Origin of the sequence: Cellulosilyticum sp. ST5 (assembly GCF_046529625.1) — a bacterium.
Lineage (GTDB): Bacteria > Bacillota > Clostridia > Lachnospirales > Cellulosilyticaceae > Cellulosilyticum > Cellulosilyticum lentocellum.
Window position 1 is genome coordinate 1,322,501 of record NZ_CP132338.1, and the last position, 21,875, is coordinate 1,344,375.

Genomic DNA, 21,875 nt, shown 5'->3' on the forward strand with positions numbered 1-21,875 from the left:
TTGAGTAACTAAGCTACAGATAACTGCTATCCTTTGATAGAAGCTAATTTGAATGGTTGCCATAACAAATAATGTAGCAACACTTTTTAGCAACACAGCAACTTTTTTAATTTATTTTAACGGCAACGTAGCAACTTCTATTGCAACATATCTTCAGTTACATAACCATTAACAATTCCGTAAATAGGAAAACGTATCTTGCTATCATATTTCTTCCAATTTTTCATCCTACTCATAATAGCTCGTATCTCATTACCTTCTAGTCGTTTAAGATTGGACTGTTCTTTACCAAAGCATTCACACCAGATTTCCATTACACAAACCCTGGTACGTTTAACTCTTCCTAATTCCTTAGTACCAAATTCGCCACCATTTAGAAAGCTTCTACGTTCATAGAGGTCCATAGAAGGCCAGTTCTCTGGTAAGAGTTTATTAAGGTATTCTCTTACTAATGATTCTCGTTCATCAGCTTCCATAGCTTCGGCTTGTTCTTCTATAGCTGCCTCTGATAGGCCATCTTCCAAATGAAGCTGTTCACCCTCCTTATAGAGTTTTAGTGTTTCAGCCCATAGTTGTTTGATTTCATAGCTTGAAATCTCCCATGGTTTTTTAGCACTTTGCCCTTTTACCCTCACAGGCCAAAATCTACGATTACCTGTTGTATCCCTTAGATAGCCATTTTCAGCATTAGTGGTTCCGATAAATACGCATTGGCGTGGATGAGGAGCAGGGCGCCTTCCAAAGCTAGCTCTATAAATATCATTCTGTCTGGATAAGAAACTTCTTAAGGTTTCTACGTCAGCTTTTCTAAGTCCAGCTAGCTCGCCTATTTCTAAAATCCAATATCCCTGTAATTTCTCAGCAGCAGTCTTATCATGCGTATCCGCAAGCTGTAAGCTATCAGAGAACCACTCTCCACCAAGCTTAGAAATAAGTGTACTTTTTCCTATGCCTTGAGGACCATTTAAAACCAAAATGGTATCATACTTACAACCTGGATTGAGTACTCTAGCTACTGCTGCACAAAGTACCTTTCTAGTTACTGCACGCACATACTGGCTGTCTTCTGCTCCTAAATAATCAATGAGTAAGGTTTCAACACGGTCAAGACCATCCCATTCAGGAAGACTCTGCAGATATCGTCTAATTGGGTGATAGGAACGATCATCGGTTACCTTTGTCACTGCTGTTAAATAGTTTTGTTTGCTAAAGGTACCATAGTGCAAATCAACATAACTCATAAGCTGTGCATCATCTGCATCTCTCCAAAAGTTGCTGGGATGCTTCCAAGGCACTTCACCTATAATCTCCATGCCATCACTGAACTGATTAAAGACGATATGCTTTAAATGCTCATCATGTTGTAAAATCAGAATTAAGTTCTTAAGGTTATTAACCACTTGCCCACTTTTACTAACCGTTAACTTCTCTTGCCACTTATCATCTACCGCATCAAACTCCTCTTGCACCTGCCCCATACGTTCTCGTACTACTTGCCCTTTAACCACATCATCTTTGGTACAAAACTCTACCATAGCTTTATAAGATGGTAGCTTAGAAGGGACTGTGCCTTCTGGCACCTCCATATCTAACTCTCTAAAGAGGTGAGTCCTAACTAAGTCAAAGGCATTACAAAGCTTGCCACTAGCTGGATCAGTAGCATGATGTGAGTAAGCGAACTTATCATCATAGATCACTACACCAGCTGTACTTTCACCTGCCAGGTAATCATATCTATCAGGCACTACGCTTGGCTTGTAAACATCACCTAAGAACTTTTCGATGGCATCCTGAATTGAATAAGTTCTGCAAAAGGTACCAACAATACCTTCCTTTTCTAAGGGATCTGATTGCTTAGAAATATGCTTTTTAACAACTATGGTTTGTCTTGAAGAAACAGGCCAAGTTGAGCTATCTCTCCAATTTTCATAACGTGCTAATACCTTATCTGGGTCTAATAAACTACCTTTCTGCTCTTTAAAAACAAATAATCCATCACAAGACGTACTAGGCCAATACATCAGCCTTACTGGTTCGTAGGTGGTATCATCAAATTGGTCAATGCCAATATCTTTAGCCACCATTCTACCAATAGCTGAATACTCATCAGCTGTAACCGTTCTTGCAAGAGGAATAACTAGTCTTAACCTTGGATGCTCTGATGTGTGTTTGTGAGTAGAATAAATGCAGCAAGTAAAATCATAGAACAGCTCTATCTGCTCCCATATATCTTTTAAGGCATCATCCATATCTAGGGTCAGCATAGAACGGTATTCCACATAACCATTTTTCCTTTTACCTTCTTTGAGCCTACCGCCTACAAAACCACCCATATCTTTTATAGCATCCTGTTTCACCTTGGAGAGTAGTCTATATTCAGCTACTGACTCACTGGTACGATACGTTTGACTCACACGCTTGGTAAAAGCTTCCCAAGTTAACTCCTGATGCTTCCATACTTTGTCCTTTCTACTATTTCCAATAGCAATTGTGAACTTCATTTTAGTCTCCTTTGCTGCTTAATCTTTCCTGTAATACTCGGATTCAAAACCATCTGCTCTAAGAGGTAAATCTTCTGCCCATTTAGGAGAAATAGCCATTACCTCACATAACTCATCTAATGAGCCTTTTCTCAGAGGTGCTTCAACTATCACCTCATCATGAACGTGCATCACAATCTCGTAGCCTCTATCCCTTATGGCAAGCATAGCTTCTGCTAATAAGTCCCTTGCTGTTGCTTGTACAATGTTTTCTACGAGTTTAGGACCATAGGTTTCAATACGACACCAGTGCTTGTTCTCACCTATCCCTTCATAGGTAAGACCTTCTCTACCAAATTTGTTAAGTTCTAGTCTAGGCCTAATATAAGAAAGTCTTCGTCCTGAAGGTAAAGTAATAAAAAGAATACCTCGTTCATAGTGGAAAGTTAATTTACCTACTGTTTGTGGTACTCTTTCCTTGACTGCCTTAAGTGCGGCCTTATCTACTGTCCACCAAAGTTTTGTGATATTAGGGTTAGCTTCACGCCAAGTAGTAACTAGTGGCTTAAGTTCATTTTCATCTAATCCCATTTCTAAGGCACCCATAGAGGTTAAAGCACCTACGCTCCCACCGTAACCAAGGGCCAGTTCTGCAATCTTCCCTTTCTGCCTTAATGGGCTACCCTTGGTGATTTCCTCAATGGGTACTTTAAACATCTGTGAGGCAGAAGCTTCATAAATCTTGCCATGTGTTTTGAAAACTTCCATACGCCACTGTTCACCTGCTAGCCAGGCAATCACCCTAGCTTCAATAGCAGAGAAGTCTGCTACAATAAATCGACTTCCCTTACTGGGAATAAAAGCTGTACGGATAAGCTCTGAAAGAACGTTAGGCACACTGTCAAAAAGTAGTTCCAATGTTTCTAGGTTACCTTGCTTCACTAAAGTTCTCGCTAATGTTAAGTCCTTTAAATGGTTTTGAGGTAAGTTATGAACCTGTACTAACCTTCCAGCCCATCTTCCTGTACGATTGGCACCATAAAACTGCAGTAACCCGCGTACTCTTTTATCAGGACAAATAGCCCTATGAATGGCTTCATACTTCTTAACAGAGGTCTTTGCAAGTTCTAACCTCATTTCTAGCAATTGTTTAATTTGACCTGTAGTACAAGTTACCAATTCTCCAACTGACTTCTTCGACAAACTTTTTATACTCAAATCATTATCAGAAAACCATGTCTTTAATTGAGAGACACTGTTTGGATTATCTAATCCAGTCAAGACTTGAGCACATCTTGTCACTTTTTCCCTGTAATCACTGTCACCTTTAATAGCATTTTTCACGAGCTGAATATCTACGAGAATACCTCTATCATTAATTTCTTGGTCTAATACATAAAGTTTTTGTTCTGTTTCACTAATAGGATAAGAAGCTAGTTTCTTACGAATAGCTCTTTCTACTTCTACATCCCGTTTGCAGTAATACTTAAACTGCTCCCATTTTTCTAAAGCGTGACGTGGTAAATTTCTTGTCCTGTTTTCATTGGTTCTAGTAGGTTTACAAAGCATACAAAAATATCTAATTAGCTCTTTACCTTCTTTGAGCTTCTGCTTTTCTAACCCTAATACTTCGCCCACGGCTTCAAGAGATAAGGGGAGACTTAGCATAGCCGCTTGGACTTCGCTGCAACGCCAGTCTTCTGCAGTAAGCTGAACACCTAGATATCTTGATAAAGCAATTCGCTCAAAGTTAGCATTAAAAGCTGTCTTAATTACGGTTTTGTCTTGAATAGCTGACAACACTTTATAAGGTACAGTTTCACCTTGTGCTAAATCAATGACTTCTACTTTTTCCTCATCAAAAGCATAAGCTAGTAGCAATATCTCAAAGTCTGTAGCAGAGGTATACGCATATACCCCTGCTTTAGTTAAATTAACGCTACTATAGGTTTCTAAATCTAAAGCTAATGTTCTCATGATAAGAAGTCATCTTCTCCATAGGCTTCAAAGTCATCCTCAGCTCTTGAATGACCGCTGAGTGGTTCGCCATCCTCTAACTTCTGGAGATTACCGAGACCACAAGCAATTCCCTTATTACCATTCTGATTAAAGGCATAGAAGTTAATGCTAGCTCTACCATAGCACCCACTGTATACTTCATTAGGATCTAAAATAGGTTTTACCTTCTTATCTACAATTTGTGGTTTATCTTTACTATTGGCATTGATAAAATAGCATCCTTGATAAGCTTCATCATCTGGTCTATCGATATCACCATCTCTTAGAGGTAGCTTAAGATTAAGAGGAATTTTACCTCCAAACTTAGCAATGCCTTCTTGCTTGGCTTCTTCCATAGCTACTTGAATTTCTTCGATGGTTTTAGCCTCTGATTTTGGAATGATTAAAGAAACACTGTATTTCTCTTCACTTCCATTGATACTCTTTGGTTCCCATATATTTGCATAACTAAATCTTACTTTCCCGGTTACTACTTTGCTCATTGTTTTGTCTCCTCTTTAAAGTCATCTTTTACTGTGTTTTTAACATCTTGTCTCTTATCACTTATTGGAACTAAGGTTAATTTACCTTGGGTTTTTTCAACCAACGGACCGATAAGCTTATTAAATATGTTTTTACCTAACAGCTTTTCCATCTCACTTAATCCAAGCAGTGACTGCTTGTAAATATCTTTATAGCCAGCTTCTAAAAGCTTACTAATAACTTCTTGCTCACATTTGTACTTACGATTGCTTCTACCTTCAATTAACTTGTAACCAGACCACTCCTTATTCTCATTTAAAGCTTTTTCAGTAGCATAGGCATAAACGTCACTAGCCCAACTTACTAGTTTTTCAGCTAGGGGTAGTATTTGAGTAATCTCTTCATCTTCTAATAATGCAGGGAGTGCAAAGTCATACTGAACTAGTTCTAAGAAATGCTCAGATCTAGATCTACAAGTTTGCTTAGCTCTACAGAAACGACAGTGCTCTCCTGGTAAGAAGTCACCTTCTCCCTTATAAGCCATATTAGCTTTAGGCTTTAATTCTGTTTCGGCCCACTCAAGTAGATCACTTGCTTTTACTTCATAGCTAGAAATGTTTTCAAGCCTTGGTTGGCAGATGGTCATTCTAACTATATCAATGTCATAGAGAACATCAAACAAAGTAAGTGCTCCTAAAGCATAAAGCTTCATCTGGGGATTATCTTTAGCTGATACTGCCACTCCACGTCCATACTTAAGATCGATGATATCTAAAGTACCATCTGCTACAATAATTAAATCTCCTGTTCCAAAACCCTCTGGCACATAACAAGCATAATCTAATCGTTGCTCCACTAAGATAAGAGGGTCAGTACATGCTTCTCTTGCCTTTGCAATAAACTCTATAGCTACTGTCAGATAAACATCCGTGTACTCTTCTAGTTCTTCGCTGTCATAGTCGCTTATAGGCCTTTCTAAGTTTTCACCTAAAAAGGTTCTAATCTTGTATTCACCTAAAACATGAGCAGCTGTCCCTTCTTCTGCAAAAGTACTAGTAGTGTTTTCAAACTGTTCCTCAAGCCTTGCTGATGGTGTACAGTGAAGCCACTTATGAGAACTAGATGCACCCAATAGTGCATGAGCTGACATTAAAGAGCTTTCACTTCATTAAGAAGTGCCTCATAACAAGTAGGCTCCAAGTCTGTTAACTTATCAGCACCATACTTTTCAATAAGTGCTCTAATTTCAGGACCTTTTCCAGCTTGTGACTTCTCAGCAAGTACTGATCTAACTTCTTCTATTGAAATAGCTTTCTTTTCTGATGCTACGTTAAATAAACTATCAATATGCTCCGCTAATTTATAAAGGTCCTTTGCTACTTGTAAAATCAGTTCATCTTGTTTCATAATTAGTCAGCTCCTCACATTTGTCATTGAAGTACTTAATAGGCATATCCATTTTACTTGCTGCTTCAATTTCTACACGCATACCTTCTGTCATTTGATTTCCGAACACCCAGAGTTCCTCACAATGAGATAATAGATGTAGTCCTAGTACAATACCTGCTTGGCGTTCTTCATTAATGCTCTCATCAAGGAACTGGGTATTATGAAGATGTGGTGCAAATGGAACTGCTCCTTTAGTGTAAGCAAAGCGGCAATACGCACGTGTTCTTAAGGTGTTACGTTCAATATCTCCTCTATAAGGAGAACAGATAAAAACTAGTTTCATTGCTGTAGTGCCTCCTTGGGTTGGATAATTTTGAGTAACTTGATAAGCTTGGTAGTTAGCTCTGTTTCTTTAGGTGTACTTCCCTTAACCACAATGTGTTCGGACTGTAATTCTGAAATGGTAATCTTAATAGTTTTCATTTTGTTCACCTCCTCATAACTGATTTTTAGAGGTTAAAATAAATGCCTCTACTATATAGCCACGAGAAAGGCAATTGTTAAGGATCAAAACATAATTTCCTTTAATTTCCTATAAATAGTATTTAATCTTGAACATATGGCAGATTTAGTAACCCCTTCTTCCTTAGCTATCTCAGTTATAGATTTTTCGCAAAAAAATACCTTGAAGATTAGTTCCTGTTGCTCTGGCAGTAACATCTTCAAGGCTTCTTGTAATTGTTCGGTTTTCTGAACTTCAATAATATGATTTTCAATATCTGTGTTTTCAGATACTTCTACCCCTCGTTCTTCCAGTGATGATAGTGAAATATGTCGCCTTGTTTCTTTTCTATCTTGCTTTCTAGTACTATTCTCAATCTTGATACATACCTCTGCAACATCATTCGGAACTTCAAATTCTAAAATTTCTCCTGTAACGCTTTCATATTTAATTTTCATACTCTATGCCTCTCATTCTTTAATGCTAACTTGACTAGTAAGTTGCATCTTGAATAATTGACATTTGATAAATAATCTATAACGATTATATATAATGATTATGGATCATATAGGATAAGTCTTAGTTTGATTTTAATTTCTTAAAAAATGAAAAAGACCGACTACCCTTTAATTAGGTAAGCGATCTTCTTTTTCCTCTAATTTTTTTATATACTCATTAAGTATGGCATTTAATCTTACATACATAAAGATTGAGTAAACACCCAATCCTGCAAAAAAACTTAAAACTAAAAAAGTAATTGTACTTATTGAATGCATATTATCAACTCCTTGTAGGAAATTATACCCATCTAAGAGTTTAATCATGCAAGTGGTGTAGACAAAAAATTAGCAGTTTATCATAATGGTATAAGTGCTTACTCTGTTTTGGAGCATATTGGTGATGAAGTTTCTACGTTATAAAGGCATTGCCTGCACATAGCCTTATTTCTATGGCTACATTCCATAGGATGCTCTAACTGATATTCAATCTGCTCTAACAACATATTCATCTGGTTCTCTAATTGCACCTCTTGTATTAACTTACTATCCATGTAAACCCCTTCTTTCTTAGTAGGAGTATTGCCTAAAAAGAAGGGAAGGTTAAACAAGAGTTAATGGCAAAAAAGCCAATTTACAACTTTTACAAAAAGAGCTTTCAGGCTTTGAGAATTATAATAAAACTTCAAGTTGCCCAGAAAGCCCTCCATGGTTGTGTAATATCTTCATGATCACATCCGGCTAATTCTATTCGTGGTATTTTTATTGTTTTTCCATTCTAATTTGAAAGTTCTGCGGTACCATTTACTAGAAAAAACTCTATTGATTTTCCATATGCCACAGTTCGCACCTCGCTTTAAATCTAAATAATAATATGTCATATGTTATGATTAAGCAATATAATCTTCCATTACTATTTGTGGTCTAACATATTGCTCAATAATTTTAGTTCCTACTATTCTCGGCCCTTTGTAACCTGCGGCAAATGAAAAATGTATTTTAGAGCTATTCATTCCCGGTAAAATCAGAATATTATACATTTCAGTCATTCCAGGATAGTGATAACGAAGCAACTCATTATATGATAACTGTTTATAGTTTAGCTCTTTGATATCAACATAATATTTTGAATCAAAAATAAACAATGTGCCACTTTCATACGCCAAATGATCTATATCAATGCTAAAATGATGTGGCGAATCATCAATATCATTAAATGTTTTATCCTGAAATGTCATAACTGAATGTTGAATTGACATATCAAAAATTGCTGCTCCCGTCACCGAGTCAATTCCAGAAAAATGCTTGTTAATAAATGATGCTATCATCTTCTGCCAAATCATATCAAAATATCTAACCTTAATATGAAGATTTCCACCTCTTGCTTTTCCTCTATATTGTTCAAAAAATTCAATCATACTTTCTATGAGTCTTTTGTTCACATCCTTAAATACTGAATTAGAACTTGTTTTTAATTGTTGCAAAACATAATCTATGTTATTCAAATAATCAAATTTACATCTAACGCCAGTTTTTTTCAAAGTCAGGAAGTCCTGAAATTGATCAATAGTGTAATCAATAATAAAAACCATGCATTCAGTCAAAAAAACACTATTAAAGTTTTTCTTTTTAACATAGAAGGGTGTGAAAATCAAATTTCCCCCACTTATTACTTTATTCGATTTAACAATTGTATCTTTCCATGATATCCTTCCCTTGGTTCCCTGTACAACTTTCTCTTCCTTTTCTTTGTATAACCCGTATCTTTGATAATAATCATATACTTCATAAAAAGCCTTAAAAGGATAATCTGAATCATACCCGTCCTGAGAACCAATATGTGACCTAGCTGAGGCATTTGTTTTTTCTCTTTCACGATATTTTTGGATCACATTAAATAACAATCTAATATCCTTGTGCTGTTCTAAATGAGTTGAATTCAGAGAATTTATCTGGGCTTCTTCGTAATAATTTTTAGGAAAAACTACAAGTATTTTTTCTTCTCGAAAAATAAAGCCAACAATATCAAACACATTCTTTCGAAGCGTAGATGAATATCTCATTTCTTTTGTGCCTAAATCAAATAACATAATAAGCTCTTCTGAAACTATCATGCCATCCTGTCCATAATAATATTTTGAGCTCATCATCTCTCTCCTCACATTACAGCTTTGCTATAAAATCAGAACTAAATATTTGTTGATCTGCTTCAAAAGCTTTGTATAACTCAGCAAATGTACCTAAATCGTCCTTAAATAGTCTTATATCACTTTTGAATGATGCCTTATGAACATCACTCCATAAATAATGTAATAATTTGTTCTTTATTTGATTTTTGTGTATTGTCGCAGATGCAGTAATATCAAAATCAATAAAGAATGGGCCGAGCTGCTTATCTTCACCCAAACCAAGATATTTATCATCTGCTATAAATTTGTTTAATTTCTGGTATAAATCAACCCACTGAATAGATCTCATGCCCGTTCCATCATTTATTGAAAGTGGTACATCATTTTTATATATAATCGGGTTCACCCCAGGAGCTGAATCTAGAACTGGATCTGGGCTAACATATTCCCATTCAAAACGTCTTTTAAACGCTGTATCCATTACATAAACATTTTGATCGCTAGTATTAACAGTTCCCAAAATATGAAAATTAGAAGGCAATTTCACTTTTGAGCTTGTAGAAAGTGCAATAATATCCTTTGCTATCAATTCATTATTAATAAAATACTTACTGTATCCTCTATTAGCACCATTCTTTTCTCTATCTAGCAATTGGAATATATCACCAAAGATTGCTGAACAATCTCCACGAGACATTTCCTCAATGATCAAATATACATCATTCGCAGTGTTTTCATATGCTTTTTCTAATGCTTGTGTAAAAACACCTTTCTGAAAGTCATACGTAATCCTACTACTTCCCCCTGGAACTGTCGAAGGAATTACTTTGGGGAGTAATTGCCCAATGAAATCATTATATGAGAAATCTGGATAAAAGGTCACTCTGAAAACATGGTCCTCACTAACTCCTGCTATAACATTTGTATCAATCGTATAACTTTTACCGGTTCCCGGTGCACCAAAATATATCTTTTGCATATCAGTCTCCTTTACGCTATCAAAAGCTTTCTAAGTATCTTTTCAAAAGAATTACACTCTCTGCAGTACTTGTTGCTAAACTTGTAACATCTATATTGTAGCCATCGTAACTTGCCATATAAACTGCTGGTATGATTCTTAATACATATCTATATAACTCTGCCGAAGGGTTACTGCTTCGGTCTAGGATATCTGAATGAATGATTAATGAGTTTATCGTTGTATCGACAGTAAAATATTCATTTACTCCACCATCTTTTAAAAAATCATCTAATTCCTGCAGCGTTCGAATTTTAGTTACTGGATCGCCATTAGCATCAACTCTTCCGATGACATCGTAATATGAATTGTTAAATATATCCAAATATTGAAATCCCATTGTTTCTGCAAGCACAATGTTTTTCTTCACAGAGTTATTTCCTACTCTTGATGTAGAACAAATACTAACAATATAAACTGGCATGTTATTTACGTGCATATCGGAAGTTCTATTTTCTATACTTTTATAAATACCAAGAACCACCGGTATAACGTATCTTGATAAGAAATCATTGGCGCTGCCTACATTAGGTTCAATATAGAAAAATAAAGCATCAATATTTCCCTTTTCGTTTTCAAAGTATCCCGCAAATTTAGAAACATTTCCAGAATTCTCAACTCGACTTTTAATTGTTGCTCCACTCTCAATACGTGTACTCGTTATAGCAAACTTGGGATTTTTGTTATTTAATTCACTTATAATGTGTGTAATCATATCATTTACATTATAAATACCTATAGAATTCCATTTTGCTATTGTATCGACATCTGCGGAAGCATCGGTTAATTTATCTACCATATCTTGTGGTATCACTAGGCAATGATTCACTTTATTTTTCCCCTTCACTAATAATTAATAACTATTATTTCATTTTTTGCGTATCTCCATCCACTAACTCCTGCTTCTATAATCTTGAATCCATTTTCTTCAATCCATTGGAGTAATAGCGTATTTTCCTTATCTTTATGCCTCACAACATTAGACAGAATAAATTTGTATCCTAACGTGTCAATTTGCTTCAAAATAGAAAGAAGCTCTATTTCCTCATTCAAGCCCCAACCTTTCATCCCTCTTTTTCCATCATTATAGGCTGCACTCGTAATAAAATATGGCGGGTCAAAATAAAATACTGTATCCTCAGGAAAAGAATCCCATTGCAAATTAACATAATCTCCATTTATCAATTCGACTTCTGGTGCCTTAACCTTAAAATTAAGTATCCTTTGTTTAATGTCATCACTATAGCCGGCCACGCCTATAGGTGTATTAAACTTATGTGAGCCATTAAACCGAATCATATTTTGGAAAGAATACATATGAAGAATATACAAATCTAAAGGCGTCTGGCATTCATTATATCTATCCCGTAATCTTGTATAGGCCTCTTTATTTGCCTTGCTTAATCCATATTCTTCAATTCTATTTTCAATCTGCTCAACAATATTTGCTCTATCTTCGCCAAGTATCCAGTTCATCATCCCATAGATATATGGATTTATTTCGTTATATACAACTTTTCTAGTAGCAGCGATATTAGCACCTACGTTAAAAGCTCCACCCATAACATCCACAAAGGTATCAATATTAGGTGGAAGTATTTTCTGTAGTTCAGGTATCAGTGTATCTTTACTTCCAGAATAGTTAATTGGAGACTTATTTATTATCATTTCTTTTTCAAAATAAATAATAACCTCATTAAGTTTTTTCCCGTTGTGTTTATTACTTGACCTATGATTTTGGTATTCCCTATAATCATACTCATTTATTTTCACAACACCATTAACTGCAAATTTACTTGCCAAAGCACATAATTCTTCTAAAGGTACCAATCCCTGATTACTATAGCTAATCAATATATGTTTGAATTGTATTTGCCTAAACAAATCTTCAAATATCATTTTTGCTTTAGTTCTTTGCGCGTATAATGAATTCTTGTCGCCCCTTCCACGCTTTCCACCGACACCCTTTATAACAGGTCTATCATATCGAACCAAAGTTTCTAACATATGATATGCTGAAATATACTGTGTAACTGTATACGGTGGATCAATATATGCTATATCACCACTGATTTCTCTTACAAGTTCATTTGTATCTCTATTATAAATTATGTTTTGTTCAAATAAATTTACTTCATTAATTTCAAGCGGCTGCAGTTCAAACGTCTTTTTAGCCCTTGAATCCCAAAATTTAAAATATGCTTCATATGTTCCTGATGTATTTGATACTTTTGTAATACTTTCCATCATTGAAGCTAAAAGAAAATAATATTCATTTTTATCAATTATATTACTAGTATACAAATCCTCAATTTTCAATCTTATACCATCAATTTTTATTGCATTCTCTTCTGTAAAGAACATTCTTCCACCTTTAGGTGAATAATTCTCATAGAAGAAAAAATTCTCTTTAGAAGTAAATTTAAGAGAATTAAACCATGCAAAAATATCATTACAGCCAACATTCTTTTTTAATTTTTTAAATGTCGGAAGCTTAGAATTTTGCAACTTTGCACAGTTCATAACATATGCATAATATAAAAAGTCATTCGATACAATTTTATATCTATCTTTAAAGTAATCACCAACGCATCCAGTACCCGCAAAAATATCTGCAAAAGTCTCTCCTGTTATATTATTTGCTTCAATTACTTCTTCAATTGAAGACAACAATTTCATTTTACTTCCTAAATACCGCATTTTATCACCTTGCAATTATTTCTAGCCATAATGCTTTTTTATCCTTTCTTATCATGATATCACTTTTGCTGTCCCATTTTACGGACACGACGAGGATTTTCTGGTTTCCTAGTATCCTCTGGCATGAGTCAGGTTCTCCCCTTTAGCCCTGCTCCTTCAATTCTATCTTCCTTGCAGTAAATGGCCACACGCCTCTATGAAACTCCTCATTTTTCTCAAAATTCTGCCGCCATTAAATACTTCATATATTAACCTCCGTAAGCAGCAAGTTAGTCTATAATATCTCATTTTATTATATTCCTTTCAGCCAACACTTTCAAGCGAATAATAAGGGTGTTTTGATAAAATCCGCACAAAGCTAATTGCGCGGATTTTTTAACGCCCCTATTAAAAAAGTCCTTTATCCTCATATTTTCCTACTAAAAAAAGGTTCATATTGGTTAAAAAAGCCTGTAATCTAGCTTAAACTTGGCATTTCTTCGAGAGCAAGCACACCGGCTCAACGTGTAATAGTTAGCCTAAACTTCAATGTTACTAGTAGGTCTATTTTTTCTACTACTGTAGTATATCCTTTGCACTATAATGTGTGTCTTTTCTTTGTACTTTACCATCTACTATTTCAATATTGCTTCTTTTCTTAATCTCCTCTTGTACCTTTTCAAACAGCTCGTTAGAAATAAGTGGTATATGTCCTTTCTCCACTAAAAAATGTACAGCCTGTCCCCGATTGTTCATTTGTTTATTATTGGGAAACTCTCCAGTACAGGCTTTCACTAGTAGCACATTTCCAATATACTTTTCATTAATAAGCATATTTTGAATCGTCCGTTTGGGCCACTTGACACTTCCTTTAGGAGACATCACATCCGCATTTTTTAATTCCTTGATGATTTTATTAACACTATGCCCCTCTTTGTACCAATTAAAAACTTTCCTAATAATAACTTATGTATCAAGCTCTCATATACTTTTGCGCGAATACTTCGAATTGTACTAAACTGCTAGCGTAGTGGCTTTTCGAGGCTTTAGTCCTCGAATCACTTTAGCCATTGGTATAGCAGTTTTTTGTTCTTCTAAGTTTATACTCCTTCTAAAAAGTTAATCATCTAATAGGGTTTAGCCCTAAATAACCTTTTAAGGAGTTGTTATCTTATGAACTATGAACAAACTAAAGAATTACTCGTTTCAGCTATGCAAGATCAAAATTGTGCAGCGGATACCTGTCTCTGTTTGGTAGCAAAAAGAGCCTAGAAGCATTTCATTTAATGCCTCTAAGCCCTTATTTCTTTCACTCTACCTACAATACCACTCTCAAGCATAACCTTTATTCCGTGATGATGCTCAGGTGAATTAGTAAGTATCTTCTTTACTATGCCTTCTGTCAGCTTTCCAGTACGCTGATCCTGTTTCTGAACAACTAGAACAGTTGCTCCTATTTTAATGTTACTTCTCTTTGTTCCATCCATGCTATTTACCTCTATTCTGTGTTCTTTTAAATACTATGAAGATTATAAAGGTGATAAACAATAGAATAGAAATACCTATACCTGGTATATTAGTCCCTAGCTTATTTACGGAATCTTTAACTGTCACATTGGTATCTAAAACTTGTTCAGTTTCTATAGCATCTGTTGTGTTATTTTTATTTAACTTTTGTTGTGCTCTAAAATATTCCCCATCATTAATGTATTTCTCATATCGTTCTACTATATTATAACGCTCACTAACAAGTTTTAACGTCTTATAGTCCTCAGATGTACATTTAAATACCCAACTATCATCTATTTGATGATCATTTATCAGCACAGCTACTATTATATCTCCATCTAAAGGTTTATCTGCTGTACCATAATAGGAATCAAACTTATCAACTGTAATTTCTTCAGCTAGTACTTCTCCCATCATGATAGTAGAAGGCATTATAGTATACATATCTGCTTGAATAGAGAGCTTACCAATAAGCAAAGCCTTATTCTCTCCTAGCATAATTGATTCAGGTATATCTCCAGCTAAAACAAGGGAACTAAAGCAAATAAACACTAAGATTATTACCAGGTACTTTTTCTTCATATAAATCACCTTTCACATTTTATTTCATTTATTATTATTGTATAGGCAGTATGGACTAATTACAAACTTTTTCGCGTTGCCTTATACTTTTACGCATAAACTACCGACTTACGCGCTTTAGTATCCCCCCTACTCATTTAGGAACATGTTGTTACCATAAAACACCCTAAAAACACATTAAGGCTCAGAACGAAAAATCGCTCTAAGCCTTGATATTACTAGGTTTTATTTGGATAGCTTCACTACAGTCTCCACGTGTGGTGTCTGTGGAAACATATCCACGCAAAGCACTTTATCAATGTGATATCCAGCTTCTTTTAAAATTGGTAAGTCTCTTGTCAATGAAGTTGGTTTACATGAAATATAAAGTAGTTCTTTAGCACCAAAGTTAATAATCTTTTGAATTGCTTTTGGATGAATACCGTCTCTTGGTGGATCTAATACGATGATATCTGGTGTTTCTTTTAATTGATCCACTTCTACCATAACATCACCTGCAATAAAATGACAGTTGGTTAAATGATTAAAAATAGCATTTTCTTTGGCCTTATCAATCGCTTCTTCTACAATCTCGATGCCATAGACTTTCTTTGCGCGAGTAGCCATAATTTGAGTGATGGTACCTGTACCACAGTATAAGTCAAATACAGTTTTATTATCCATATCATCAATAAGGGAAAGCGCATTTTTATAAAGGAGTTCTGCTCCCTTTGTATTCGTCTGGAAGAAAGAAAATGGTGATATATTAAACTGCAACCCTAGAATCTGCTCTCTAATTGTATCTTGTCCATAAATGACAGATACTTTTTCTGGCTTAATTGCATCAGCCAAATTATCTGTAATGGTATGGATTACACCTGTTAGTTCTCCATTAAGAGGAAGCTGTGCTAATAGTGTTGCTAAAGGTATGAAAGAAAAATCTTTTTGAGATGAAGTAACAATATTAACCAATATTTCACCAAATGTAATAGACTTACGAATAACAACATAACGCATGAATCCAGTATGCTGCATTTTCTTATAGTAATTTAAATCGTTATCCTTACAGTAGTCTAAAATAGTTCGTAGTATTGTACTAAAGTCCTCATCTACTAAGAGGCAACCATCTACTGTAATCACATCATAGGTACTATGTTTACGGTGCATACCTAAAGTCATAGGACCATCTTTGACTTCATCTCCAAAGCTAAACTCCATTTTATTTCTATACGCTAAAGCTTCAGGACTTCCAATAACACCCAAATCTTCATAGTCAGAGATACCTGCTTTGGTAAGTAGTTCTTTGACTTGTTCATGTTTTAAATGAATTTGCTCATCATAATCAAGGTTTTGAGCGCTACAACCACCACACATCCCAAAATAAGAGCAAGGCGCTTCGACAAAATAAGTCGGATTCTCAAGGACTTCTAGAAGCTGTGCTTCCCAAGTTCCTTTTTTGCGCTTAAATAAACGTGCTTTAATATGTTGGCCTTTAAAAGCACCTGTAACGTAAATAGGCTGTTCTTCATAATAAACAACCCCTTTATTAGGGAATATACTATGAGACACAATGCCTTCAATTATTTGATTTTTTTTAGCCATCGTATGACTCCTTTAATTCGTACTTATTCTAAGTCTTCGTATCAAGCAATATTGTGACATATTATACAAAGATTTTCAAGTGGGGCTTAGAATAATCCAAAACACTTACAACAATTTAACTTTAAGTTGAAAAGTAAACTTATAATAAAGTATAATAAATTTAAGAGAGCAGAATAAGGAGAGAATAGTGTGAGATATAATCAGGAGAATAAGAATCAAAGTGCCGCCATTGAAGAAAGCGTAAAAATGTATCAGAAAAATTTAATGGACGATATGAATTTGACTTTACGCCTATCTTATCTACATAATACCCATGTGACTAAGCCTATTGAATGGGTAGAACGACTACTTATCTTTGAGGCGCCTATATCTAAATTAGACTGGGTCATCTATCCACAAGATGCTATTATTGACATGGTATTTGTATCTAAATTAGCTTTATTTCATTCACGAATACGTATTGTGAAGAGTTATCGTAAGGGAAATAGTTTGTTTTATGTAGGTGAAGTTGTTTCACCTATCGTTAAGAAGCAGCAAAGAGAACATTTTCGATTAGATGTTACCTTCGATGTAAAATTTCAACTACTTCCAGCGGAAGAAAATGAAGAAATAGATTTCTTAGAACTTCCTTATGAAAAAGGTATTTGTGTGAATATCAGTACGGGTGGTATGTGCTTAAATACTAATTTGCAACTTAAGTCGTCACAAAATATAATGCTAGAGTTTTATTTTGTGAATATGGAATTTAATTTAAAGGGCAAAATTTTGGGCTTAGGAGAAATGAATAGTGCAGGTTATTATTCACACCGTGTTCAATTTCAAAATTTAGATATAGCTGATACTAATTTATTAACACGATTAATTTTTGAAAAACAACGTTCTTTACTTAAAAAGACCAATTAATATAAAAAAGTTCTAGGGAACATTCCTAGAACTTTTTTATATAATATTTATTAGAGTTTATTCTTCATCCCATGAATGGTAAACATTCTGCACGTGGACTGCGGTGCTTTTTTGATACACCTATAACATAAATATAATTTTAGTATATTCTTACTATTTAAGCAATATTAACCGCCTCATATCTCATTAGATATTTTACTGGACTGACATATCCCAAATAAGAATGACGACGTTTTCTGTTATAAAATATTTCTATGTATCTAAACATATCACGCTTAAAATCTTCCAATCCAACATAACTTTTCCTATAGATTCTTTCCTTTTTAAGTGTTGCAAAGAAACTCTCTGAACATGCATTATCATACGGGCACCCTGGCCTACTCATGCTTCCACTTATTCCATTATCCTTAAGCATTTGTTGATAAGTCTTACTAGCATAATCGATTAAGAAAAAGGGATTGCTCCCTTTCCCTCATCTAAGAACCGTACGTGAGAGTTTCCCGCTCATACGGCTCAAGCATTTCTTAACCATTTCTGGCGGCAACAGTTTGTAGTCTTAGTCTTCTTTTGATAAAGTATTTCTCATCTATAAAAGGATTTCTAGATATTTGTAACTTTGGATGACGTCTGATATCAATTGTTCTTAGGTTAATAAGATAGTTCTTATCAGTCATAAATACCCATGGTTTACCATTTTTACTGTGCCAGTACTTGTTAAGTCGCCACCATTTGTTCTTCTGGGGATGTCTGTGTTTAGCCCATTGTTCTAATAGAAGATAAAGTGTATTGTTTACATACGAGAATGTACGACTTGCGACGACATGCTTATGGTAGTTTGTCCATCCTATTAGTATTGAATTTAATCTCCTGATTAAGTCTTCTTGTTTTTGAGTTTTGGCTCGATAATGATTTTCTATTTTTCCTTTTGAATTACGATGGTAATGTTCTTGTATTAGTTTTTCAAGTCCATCAAGTGTCATATTAGCATAAAGACTGGAAATAGAGCCGCCTTGTGGTGAGCCTGTTTCTGTAGGAAATAGAACACTTTTATAGATGAATCCTGATTTTAAGAATTGTTTCATTATACGTTTATCCATAGGTATATTTTCTAGTAACCATTCGTGGTTTATATTGTCAAAACATCCTTTTATATCTCCTTCAAGTATCCATTGGGGTGAGCATTTTCTTGCAAGTACGCAGAAAATTTGTTCACAAGCATCCTTTGCACTTCTTCCTTTTCGGAACCCAAATGATACCTTGTCACCTTTAACTTCGGCTATGGGTTCTAGTGCAAAGGCATAAAGCGTTTGAATTGCTCTATCATACATAGTTGGGATGCCCAGAGGTCGTTTCTTTTTCTTATCTTTCTTTTCAATATAGACTCGCCTAAGTGGTTTTGCTTTATATTGCCTATCTGTAAGAGAAAGAGTTGCCTTCATCTTTGCAGAAGATGTAGACCAAAGTTGTTTGTCCACACCAGAGGTGTTTTTGCCTTTGTTAGAGGTAACTTTCTTAACTGCAAGAGCCTTTGCGTAGAATGAGTGTGTAAGAAGATACTGTAACCTTTTAACTTTATTAATATCATTTTTAACTGTTGCCTTAGCAATCCTGACTTGTAGTCTATTAACTTCTTTTGTTGCTATTTTCCAGTCAATGGTTTCCCACTGTTCTGAGCATCTGCGTGTGTCTTTTAGCTTCTCGGTTTTATCCGTCGTTGAATAACTAAAATTCATAGATATACATTCCTTTCCCGCTAAGAAATACCATGAGATAAGTCTGCACTCTTTCGAGTTGGGGCAAATTTTGAACCCCTATCCTTTGTCATTACAATAAAGGCATTTGCTTTTTATCTCTTTCTTCTGCCCTCAAAGCCGTTTCATTTCCTTGCGGATTGATACCCATAAGTAATTTATGGGAGCTTATAGGGTTTACCAAGTTCCGCATAATACATAATTGTGAAAGCCTTAGGAGCCACCTTTAAACCGGGAGTGCTTTATCCATTCGCATTGGCTAGTCAGAACACCTTTGCTTGACTCCGTACCTTTTGGTCGAAGCGTAACAGCCTATTTCGCTTCCTCCGCGTAACGATTCCTACAGTGATTCACTTTACGTTCTCCATAGCTTTCTTATCCTAGTAGTCATTCCAGATTTAGGCTCCTAGAACTTCCTCATTGTCTCGTGAGCTTTCTAACCCAGACGTTACCATCCACGCTAGTCACGATAGGATTACTCCGAATGGATGGAGTAGCATTAATGCAATATATTATGCGACTTCTTGTCGCACCTGGCAGCCCCTATCACTATGAAAAATTAAGTCCTTCTCCGTTCCTCTCCTTGCTATTGCATTAGCCAGTGCCTGCTTTACCAGCTCCCCATTAATCTTTTTGCTTACCCCATATCCTATAACTTCTCTGTTAAATAAGTCAATGACTACAGCTAAATAAACCCATCCTATGCTTGTTCTAATATATGTAATGTCTCCTGCCCAGGCTTGGTTAGGCTTGTTCGTCTTGAATTTCTGTTTAAGCCTATTGTCATAGTATTTTCCATCTGTTTTTCCATTATGGATAGGTTTATATTTCTTAGATGTTTGAGGATAAAAACCATTCGCTCTCATTATTTTTCGGATTTTATACTCACTTAAATAAATGCCTTTTTCTTCAATTTCCTTCTTTATTGCCCTGTATCCATAGGTCTGATCACTGTCATTAAAAATCTCTTCAACCCTATTTATTATTGATAGTTCTTTTACATGTTTCTCTTTATTCTTCCTTTCTTGCTGAATCCACCTATAATAATTCTGTGGTTTAACCCCTAGAGCTCTACACATCTTTACCACCGAAAATTCTTTTATAAGCTTTGATATAGCTTCATATTTCATGCGTGGGGTTCCATAAAGATGCGCAGGGATTTTTTTAATATTTCTACCTTTTCCTGCTCATTTTCTAATTGTTTCTTATGATAAGCAAGCTCCCTATCTCTAGTTTTAAGCTGCTTCTCTAAATCTTTGATTTTATTCTGCATTTCGTCAGATGAAGCTGGCTTATTTTCATTACTAATGATCCCATGCTTATTTTTATATTTATTAATCCATTTACAAGCCGTATTAACATTAATCCCTAGTTCTTTAGATGCAGCTGTAATAGATTTACCTGATTCTAAAATATAGATTGCAGTTTCTTCTTTCATTTCTTCTGAATACTTGTTATACATTCGTATCTCCTCCATATGATGATATCATCATATCATAGGTGTCTCACTTTTTCACCGCACTCCAAACACGACTTGCTATTTTTTCTGGCTATCCATAACAGACATACCTCATATCTACGCTTAATAGGATTATCTTTTCTCTTCCAGCAAAACATATTTAACACAAAAAAATACTGATATCCTACACAAGCCTCATATAAAGATTGACCTGCTACAGCACCAGTAGCAAAGTTAATTAACTTCATGATATTGATTATCTTATCTGCTACATCATAATCAAAATAATAAAGAAGCTCCTCTTGATGGTCTATTTCATAAAGGAACTTCTTGCATATGGCTTTGATATATTTATTTGTTGGGAACCTGCCATCTAGTACATCTACTGCATACTGATAGGCTCTTGATTCTTTGAAGCTGTTATAATCTATTATCCACCACCTCCCTGAATGATTCTAAGTAATGGATCTTGTTTCTCTTTTTCCACACCAATATTAATATTGGCAAGTTTAGCTCTTGACTGAGGGCTGAGGCTTAGCTCGTTGCAGAGTCTAAAGAACTCTTTCATGTAATTAGATTTCATCTTTAGATAGGCACTTGGCTTTCCTTCGTCATCTAATAAGCCATTCTCATTAAGTTGCCTTTCACATTCATTAATTCGGTCTATTGTAATTGCAGTGTGTGTCAGCACATGAACATCAATATTACCAAGAATGCCTGATGGCATAAGGTAATCAACTATGCCTTTAAATAGTCTCTTCTGCTCTTTAGATAAAAAAGAAGGTGGCCTGATTCTATCAGACTCACCCCTTAGTTTTGCTTCATATTCTAACCGTACATCTATTTCATTTTTACTCATATGTCCTGTTCTTATTGTTATGCTCTTTGTTGGGCGAGCCATGATTGTCACCTTCT

At 35.1% G+C, this 21,875-nt stretch carries 25 protein-coding genes; 1 reads left to right on the forward strand and 24 read right to left on the reverse strand.

Features of this window, described 5'->3' with window-relative positions:
• Window positions 1-137 precede the first annotated feature (137 nt).
• The 18 genes from QTL86_RS06495 to rlmD form a co-directional block, all read right to left on the reverse strand.
• Entirely contained in the window at window positions 138-2,501 is a 2,364-nt protein-coding gene (locus QTL86_RS06495; RefSeq protein ID WP_410496824.1) for a VapE domain-containing protein, read from the reverse strand.
• Window positions 2,502-2,519: 18 nt separating this feature from the next.
• Window positions 2,520-4,457: a DNA polymerase gene (locus tag QTL86_RS06500; RefSeq protein WP_410496825.1), complete on the reverse strand. Its 1,938-nt coding sequence runs from the start codon at window positions 4,455-4,457 to the stop codon at window positions 2,520-2,522.
• Window positions 4,454-4,981, reverse strand: a complete 528-nt coding sequence (locus QTL86_RS06505; RefSeq protein ID WP_410496826.1) for a DUF2815 family protein — start codon at window positions 4,979-4,981, stop codon at window positions 4,454-4,456. Before QTL86_RS06505 ends, QTL86_RS06500 begins: the two co-directional genes overlap by 4 nt.
• Window positions 4,978-6,111 carry a DUF2800 domain-containing protein gene (locus QTL86_RS06510; RefSeq protein ID WP_410496827.1) on the reverse strand — a complete coding sequence of 378 codons (1,134 nt, stop codon included), beginning with the start codon at window positions 6,109-6,111 and terminating at the stop codon, window positions 4,978-4,980. The genes QTL86_RS06505 and QTL86_RS06510 overlap by 4 nt, the downstream gene beginning before the upstream one ends.
• On the reverse strand, window positions 6,111-6,368 hold the full coding sequence (locus QTL86_RS06515) for a hypothetical protein (protein ID WP_410496828.1): 258 nt from the start codon (window positions 6,366-6,368) through the stop codon (window positions 6,111-6,113). The genes QTL86_RS06510 and QTL86_RS06515 overlap by 1 nt, the downstream gene beginning before the upstream one ends.
• Complete coding sequence (locus tag QTL86_RS06520) at window positions 6,355-6,693, reverse strand: DUF4406 domain-containing protein (RefSeq protein ID WP_410496829.1); 339 nt, start codon at window positions 6,691-6,693, stop codon at window positions 6,355-6,357. The genes QTL86_RS06515 and QTL86_RS06520 overlap by 14 nt, the downstream gene beginning before the upstream one ends.
• Window positions 6,690-6,833 carry a hypothetical protein gene (locus QTL86_RS06525; RefSeq protein ID WP_410496830.1) on the reverse strand — a complete coding sequence of 48 codons (144 nt, stop codon included), beginning with the start codon at window positions 6,831-6,833 and terminating at the stop codon, window positions 6,690-6,692. Before QTL86_RS06525 ends, QTL86_RS06520 begins: the two co-directional genes overlap by 4 nt.
• Window positions 6,834-6,917: 84 nt before the next feature.
• The gene (locus tag QTL86_RS06530; RefSeq protein WP_410496831.1) at window positions 6,918-7,310 is read right to left on the reverse strand and encodes an RNA polymerase sigma factor; all 393 of its coding nucleotides are present in this window, start codon (window positions 7,308-7,310) and stop codon (window positions 6,918-6,920) included.
• A gap of 168 nt (window positions 7,311-7,478) precedes the next feature.
• Window positions 7,479-7,628 carry a hypothetical protein gene (locus QTL86_RS06535; RefSeq protein ID WP_410496832.1) on the reverse strand — a complete coding sequence of 50 codons (150 nt, stop codon included), beginning with the start codon at window positions 7,626-7,628 and terminating at the stop codon, window positions 7,479-7,481.
• Between the two features lie 98 nt (window positions 7,629-7,726).
• A complete protein-coding gene (locus tag QTL86_RS06540; protein WP_410496833.1) occupies window positions 7,727-7,903 on the reverse strand; it encodes a hypothetical protein in 177 nt (58 codons plus the stop codon).
• 336 nt (window positions 7,904-8,239) lie between these two features.
• Window positions 8,240-9,496, reverse strand: a complete 1,257-nt coding sequence (locus tag QTL86_RS06545) for a hypothetical protein (RefSeq protein ID WP_410496834.1) — start codon at window positions 9,494-9,496, stop codon at window positions 8,240-8,242.
• Window positions 9,497-9,512: 16 nt separating this feature from the next.
• The gene (locus tag QTL86_RS06550) at window positions 9,513-10,457 is read right to left on the reverse strand and encodes an AAA family ATPase (protein ID WP_410496835.1); all 945 of its coding nucleotides are present in this window, start codon (window positions 10,455-10,457) and stop codon (window positions 9,513-9,515) included.
• A 19-nt stretch (window positions 10,458-10,476) separates the two neighbouring features.
• Window positions 10,477-11,295, reverse strand: coding sequence for a hypothetical protein (locus QTL86_RS06555; protein WP_410496836.1), 819 nt, complete (start codon window positions 11,293-11,295; stop codon window positions 10,477-10,479).
• Between the two features lie 47 nt (window positions 11,296-11,342).
• Complete coding sequence (locus QTL86_RS06560; protein WP_410496837.1) at window positions 11,343-13,211, reverse strand: Dam family site-specific DNA-(adenine-N6)-methyltransferase; 1,869 nt, start codon at window positions 13,209-13,211, stop codon at window positions 11,343-11,345.
• 540 nt (window positions 13,212-13,751) lie between these two features.
• Entirely contained in the window at window positions 13,752-14,138 is a 387-nt protein-coding gene (locus tag QTL86_RS06565; RefSeq protein ID WP_410497298.1) for a recombinase family protein, read from the reverse strand.
• 329 nt (window positions 14,139-14,467) lie between these two features.
• Entirely contained in the window at window positions 14,468-14,662 is a 195-nt protein-coding gene (locus QTL86_RS06570) for a YwbE family protein (protein ID WP_410496838.1), read from the reverse strand.
• A gap of 1 nt (window position 14,663) precedes the next feature.
• A complete protein-coding gene (locus tag QTL86_RS06575) occupies window positions 14,664-15,266 on the reverse strand; it encodes a hypothetical protein (protein WP_410496839.1) in 603 nt (200 codons plus the stop codon).
• Between the two features lie 225 nt (window positions 15,267-15,491).
• Window positions 15,492-16,847 carry a 23S rRNA (uracil(1939)-C(5))-methyltransferase RlmD gene (rlmD, locus tag QTL86_RS06580; protein ID WP_127066671.1) on the reverse strand — a complete coding sequence of 452 codons (1,356 nt, stop codon included), beginning with the start codon at window positions 16,845-16,847 and terminating at the stop codon, window positions 15,492-15,494.
• A gap of 189 nt (window positions 16,848-17,036) precedes the next feature.
• On the opposite strand from rlmD, the gene QTL86_RS06585 reads away from it, so the two are divergent.
• Window positions 17,037-17,750 (forward strand): flagellar brake protein, encoded by a 714-nt coding sequence (locus QTL86_RS06585; RefSeq protein WP_127066670.1) that lies wholly within the window; start codon window positions 17,037-17,039, stop codon window positions 17,748-17,750.
• 157 nt (window positions 17,751-17,907) lie between these two features.
• Here the strand turns inward: QTL86_RS06585 and QTL86_RS06590 are convergent, their stop codons facing one another.
• From QTL86_RS06590 to QTL86_RS06615, 6 genes are all read right to left on the reverse strand, one after another.
• On the reverse strand, window positions 17,908-18,165 hold the full coding sequence (locus QTL86_RS06590) for an IS3 family transposase (RefSeq protein WP_127066669.1): 258 nt from the start codon (window positions 18,163-18,165) through the stop codon (window positions 17,908-17,910).
• Window positions 18,166-18,274: 109 nt separating this feature from the next.
• Complete coding sequence (locus QTL86_RS06595; protein WP_410496840.1) at window positions 18,275-19,483, reverse strand: reverse transcriptase N-terminal domain-containing protein; 1,209 nt, start codon at window positions 19,481-19,483, stop codon at window positions 18,275-18,277.
• 530 nt (window positions 19,484-20,013) lie between these two features.
• The gene (locus QTL86_RS06600) at window positions 20,014-20,631 is read right to left on the reverse strand and encodes an IS3 family transposase (RefSeq protein ID WP_127066668.1); all 618 of its coding nucleotides are present in this window, start codon (window positions 20,629-20,631) and stop codon (window positions 20,014-20,016) included.
• A complete protein-coding gene (locus tag QTL86_RS06605; RefSeq protein ID WP_410496841.1) occupies window positions 20,628-20,963 on the reverse strand; it encodes a transposase in 336 nt (111 codons plus the stop codon). The genes QTL86_RS06600 and QTL86_RS06605 overlap by 4 nt, the downstream gene beginning before the upstream one ends.
• Window positions 20,964-20,995: 32 nt before the next feature.
• Entirely contained in the window at window positions 20,996-21,208 is a 213-nt protein-coding gene (locus tag QTL86_RS06610) for a hypothetical protein (RefSeq protein ID WP_127066666.1), read from the reverse strand.
• Between the two features lie 182 nt (window positions 21,209-21,390).
• Window positions 21,391-21,861 (reverse strand): phage terminase small subunit P27 family, encoded by a 471-nt coding sequence (locus QTL86_RS06615; RefSeq protein WP_127066665.1) that lies wholly within the window; start codon window positions 21,859-21,861, stop codon window positions 21,391-21,393.
• Between the last annotated feature and the right edge of the window lie 14 nt (window positions 21,862-21,875).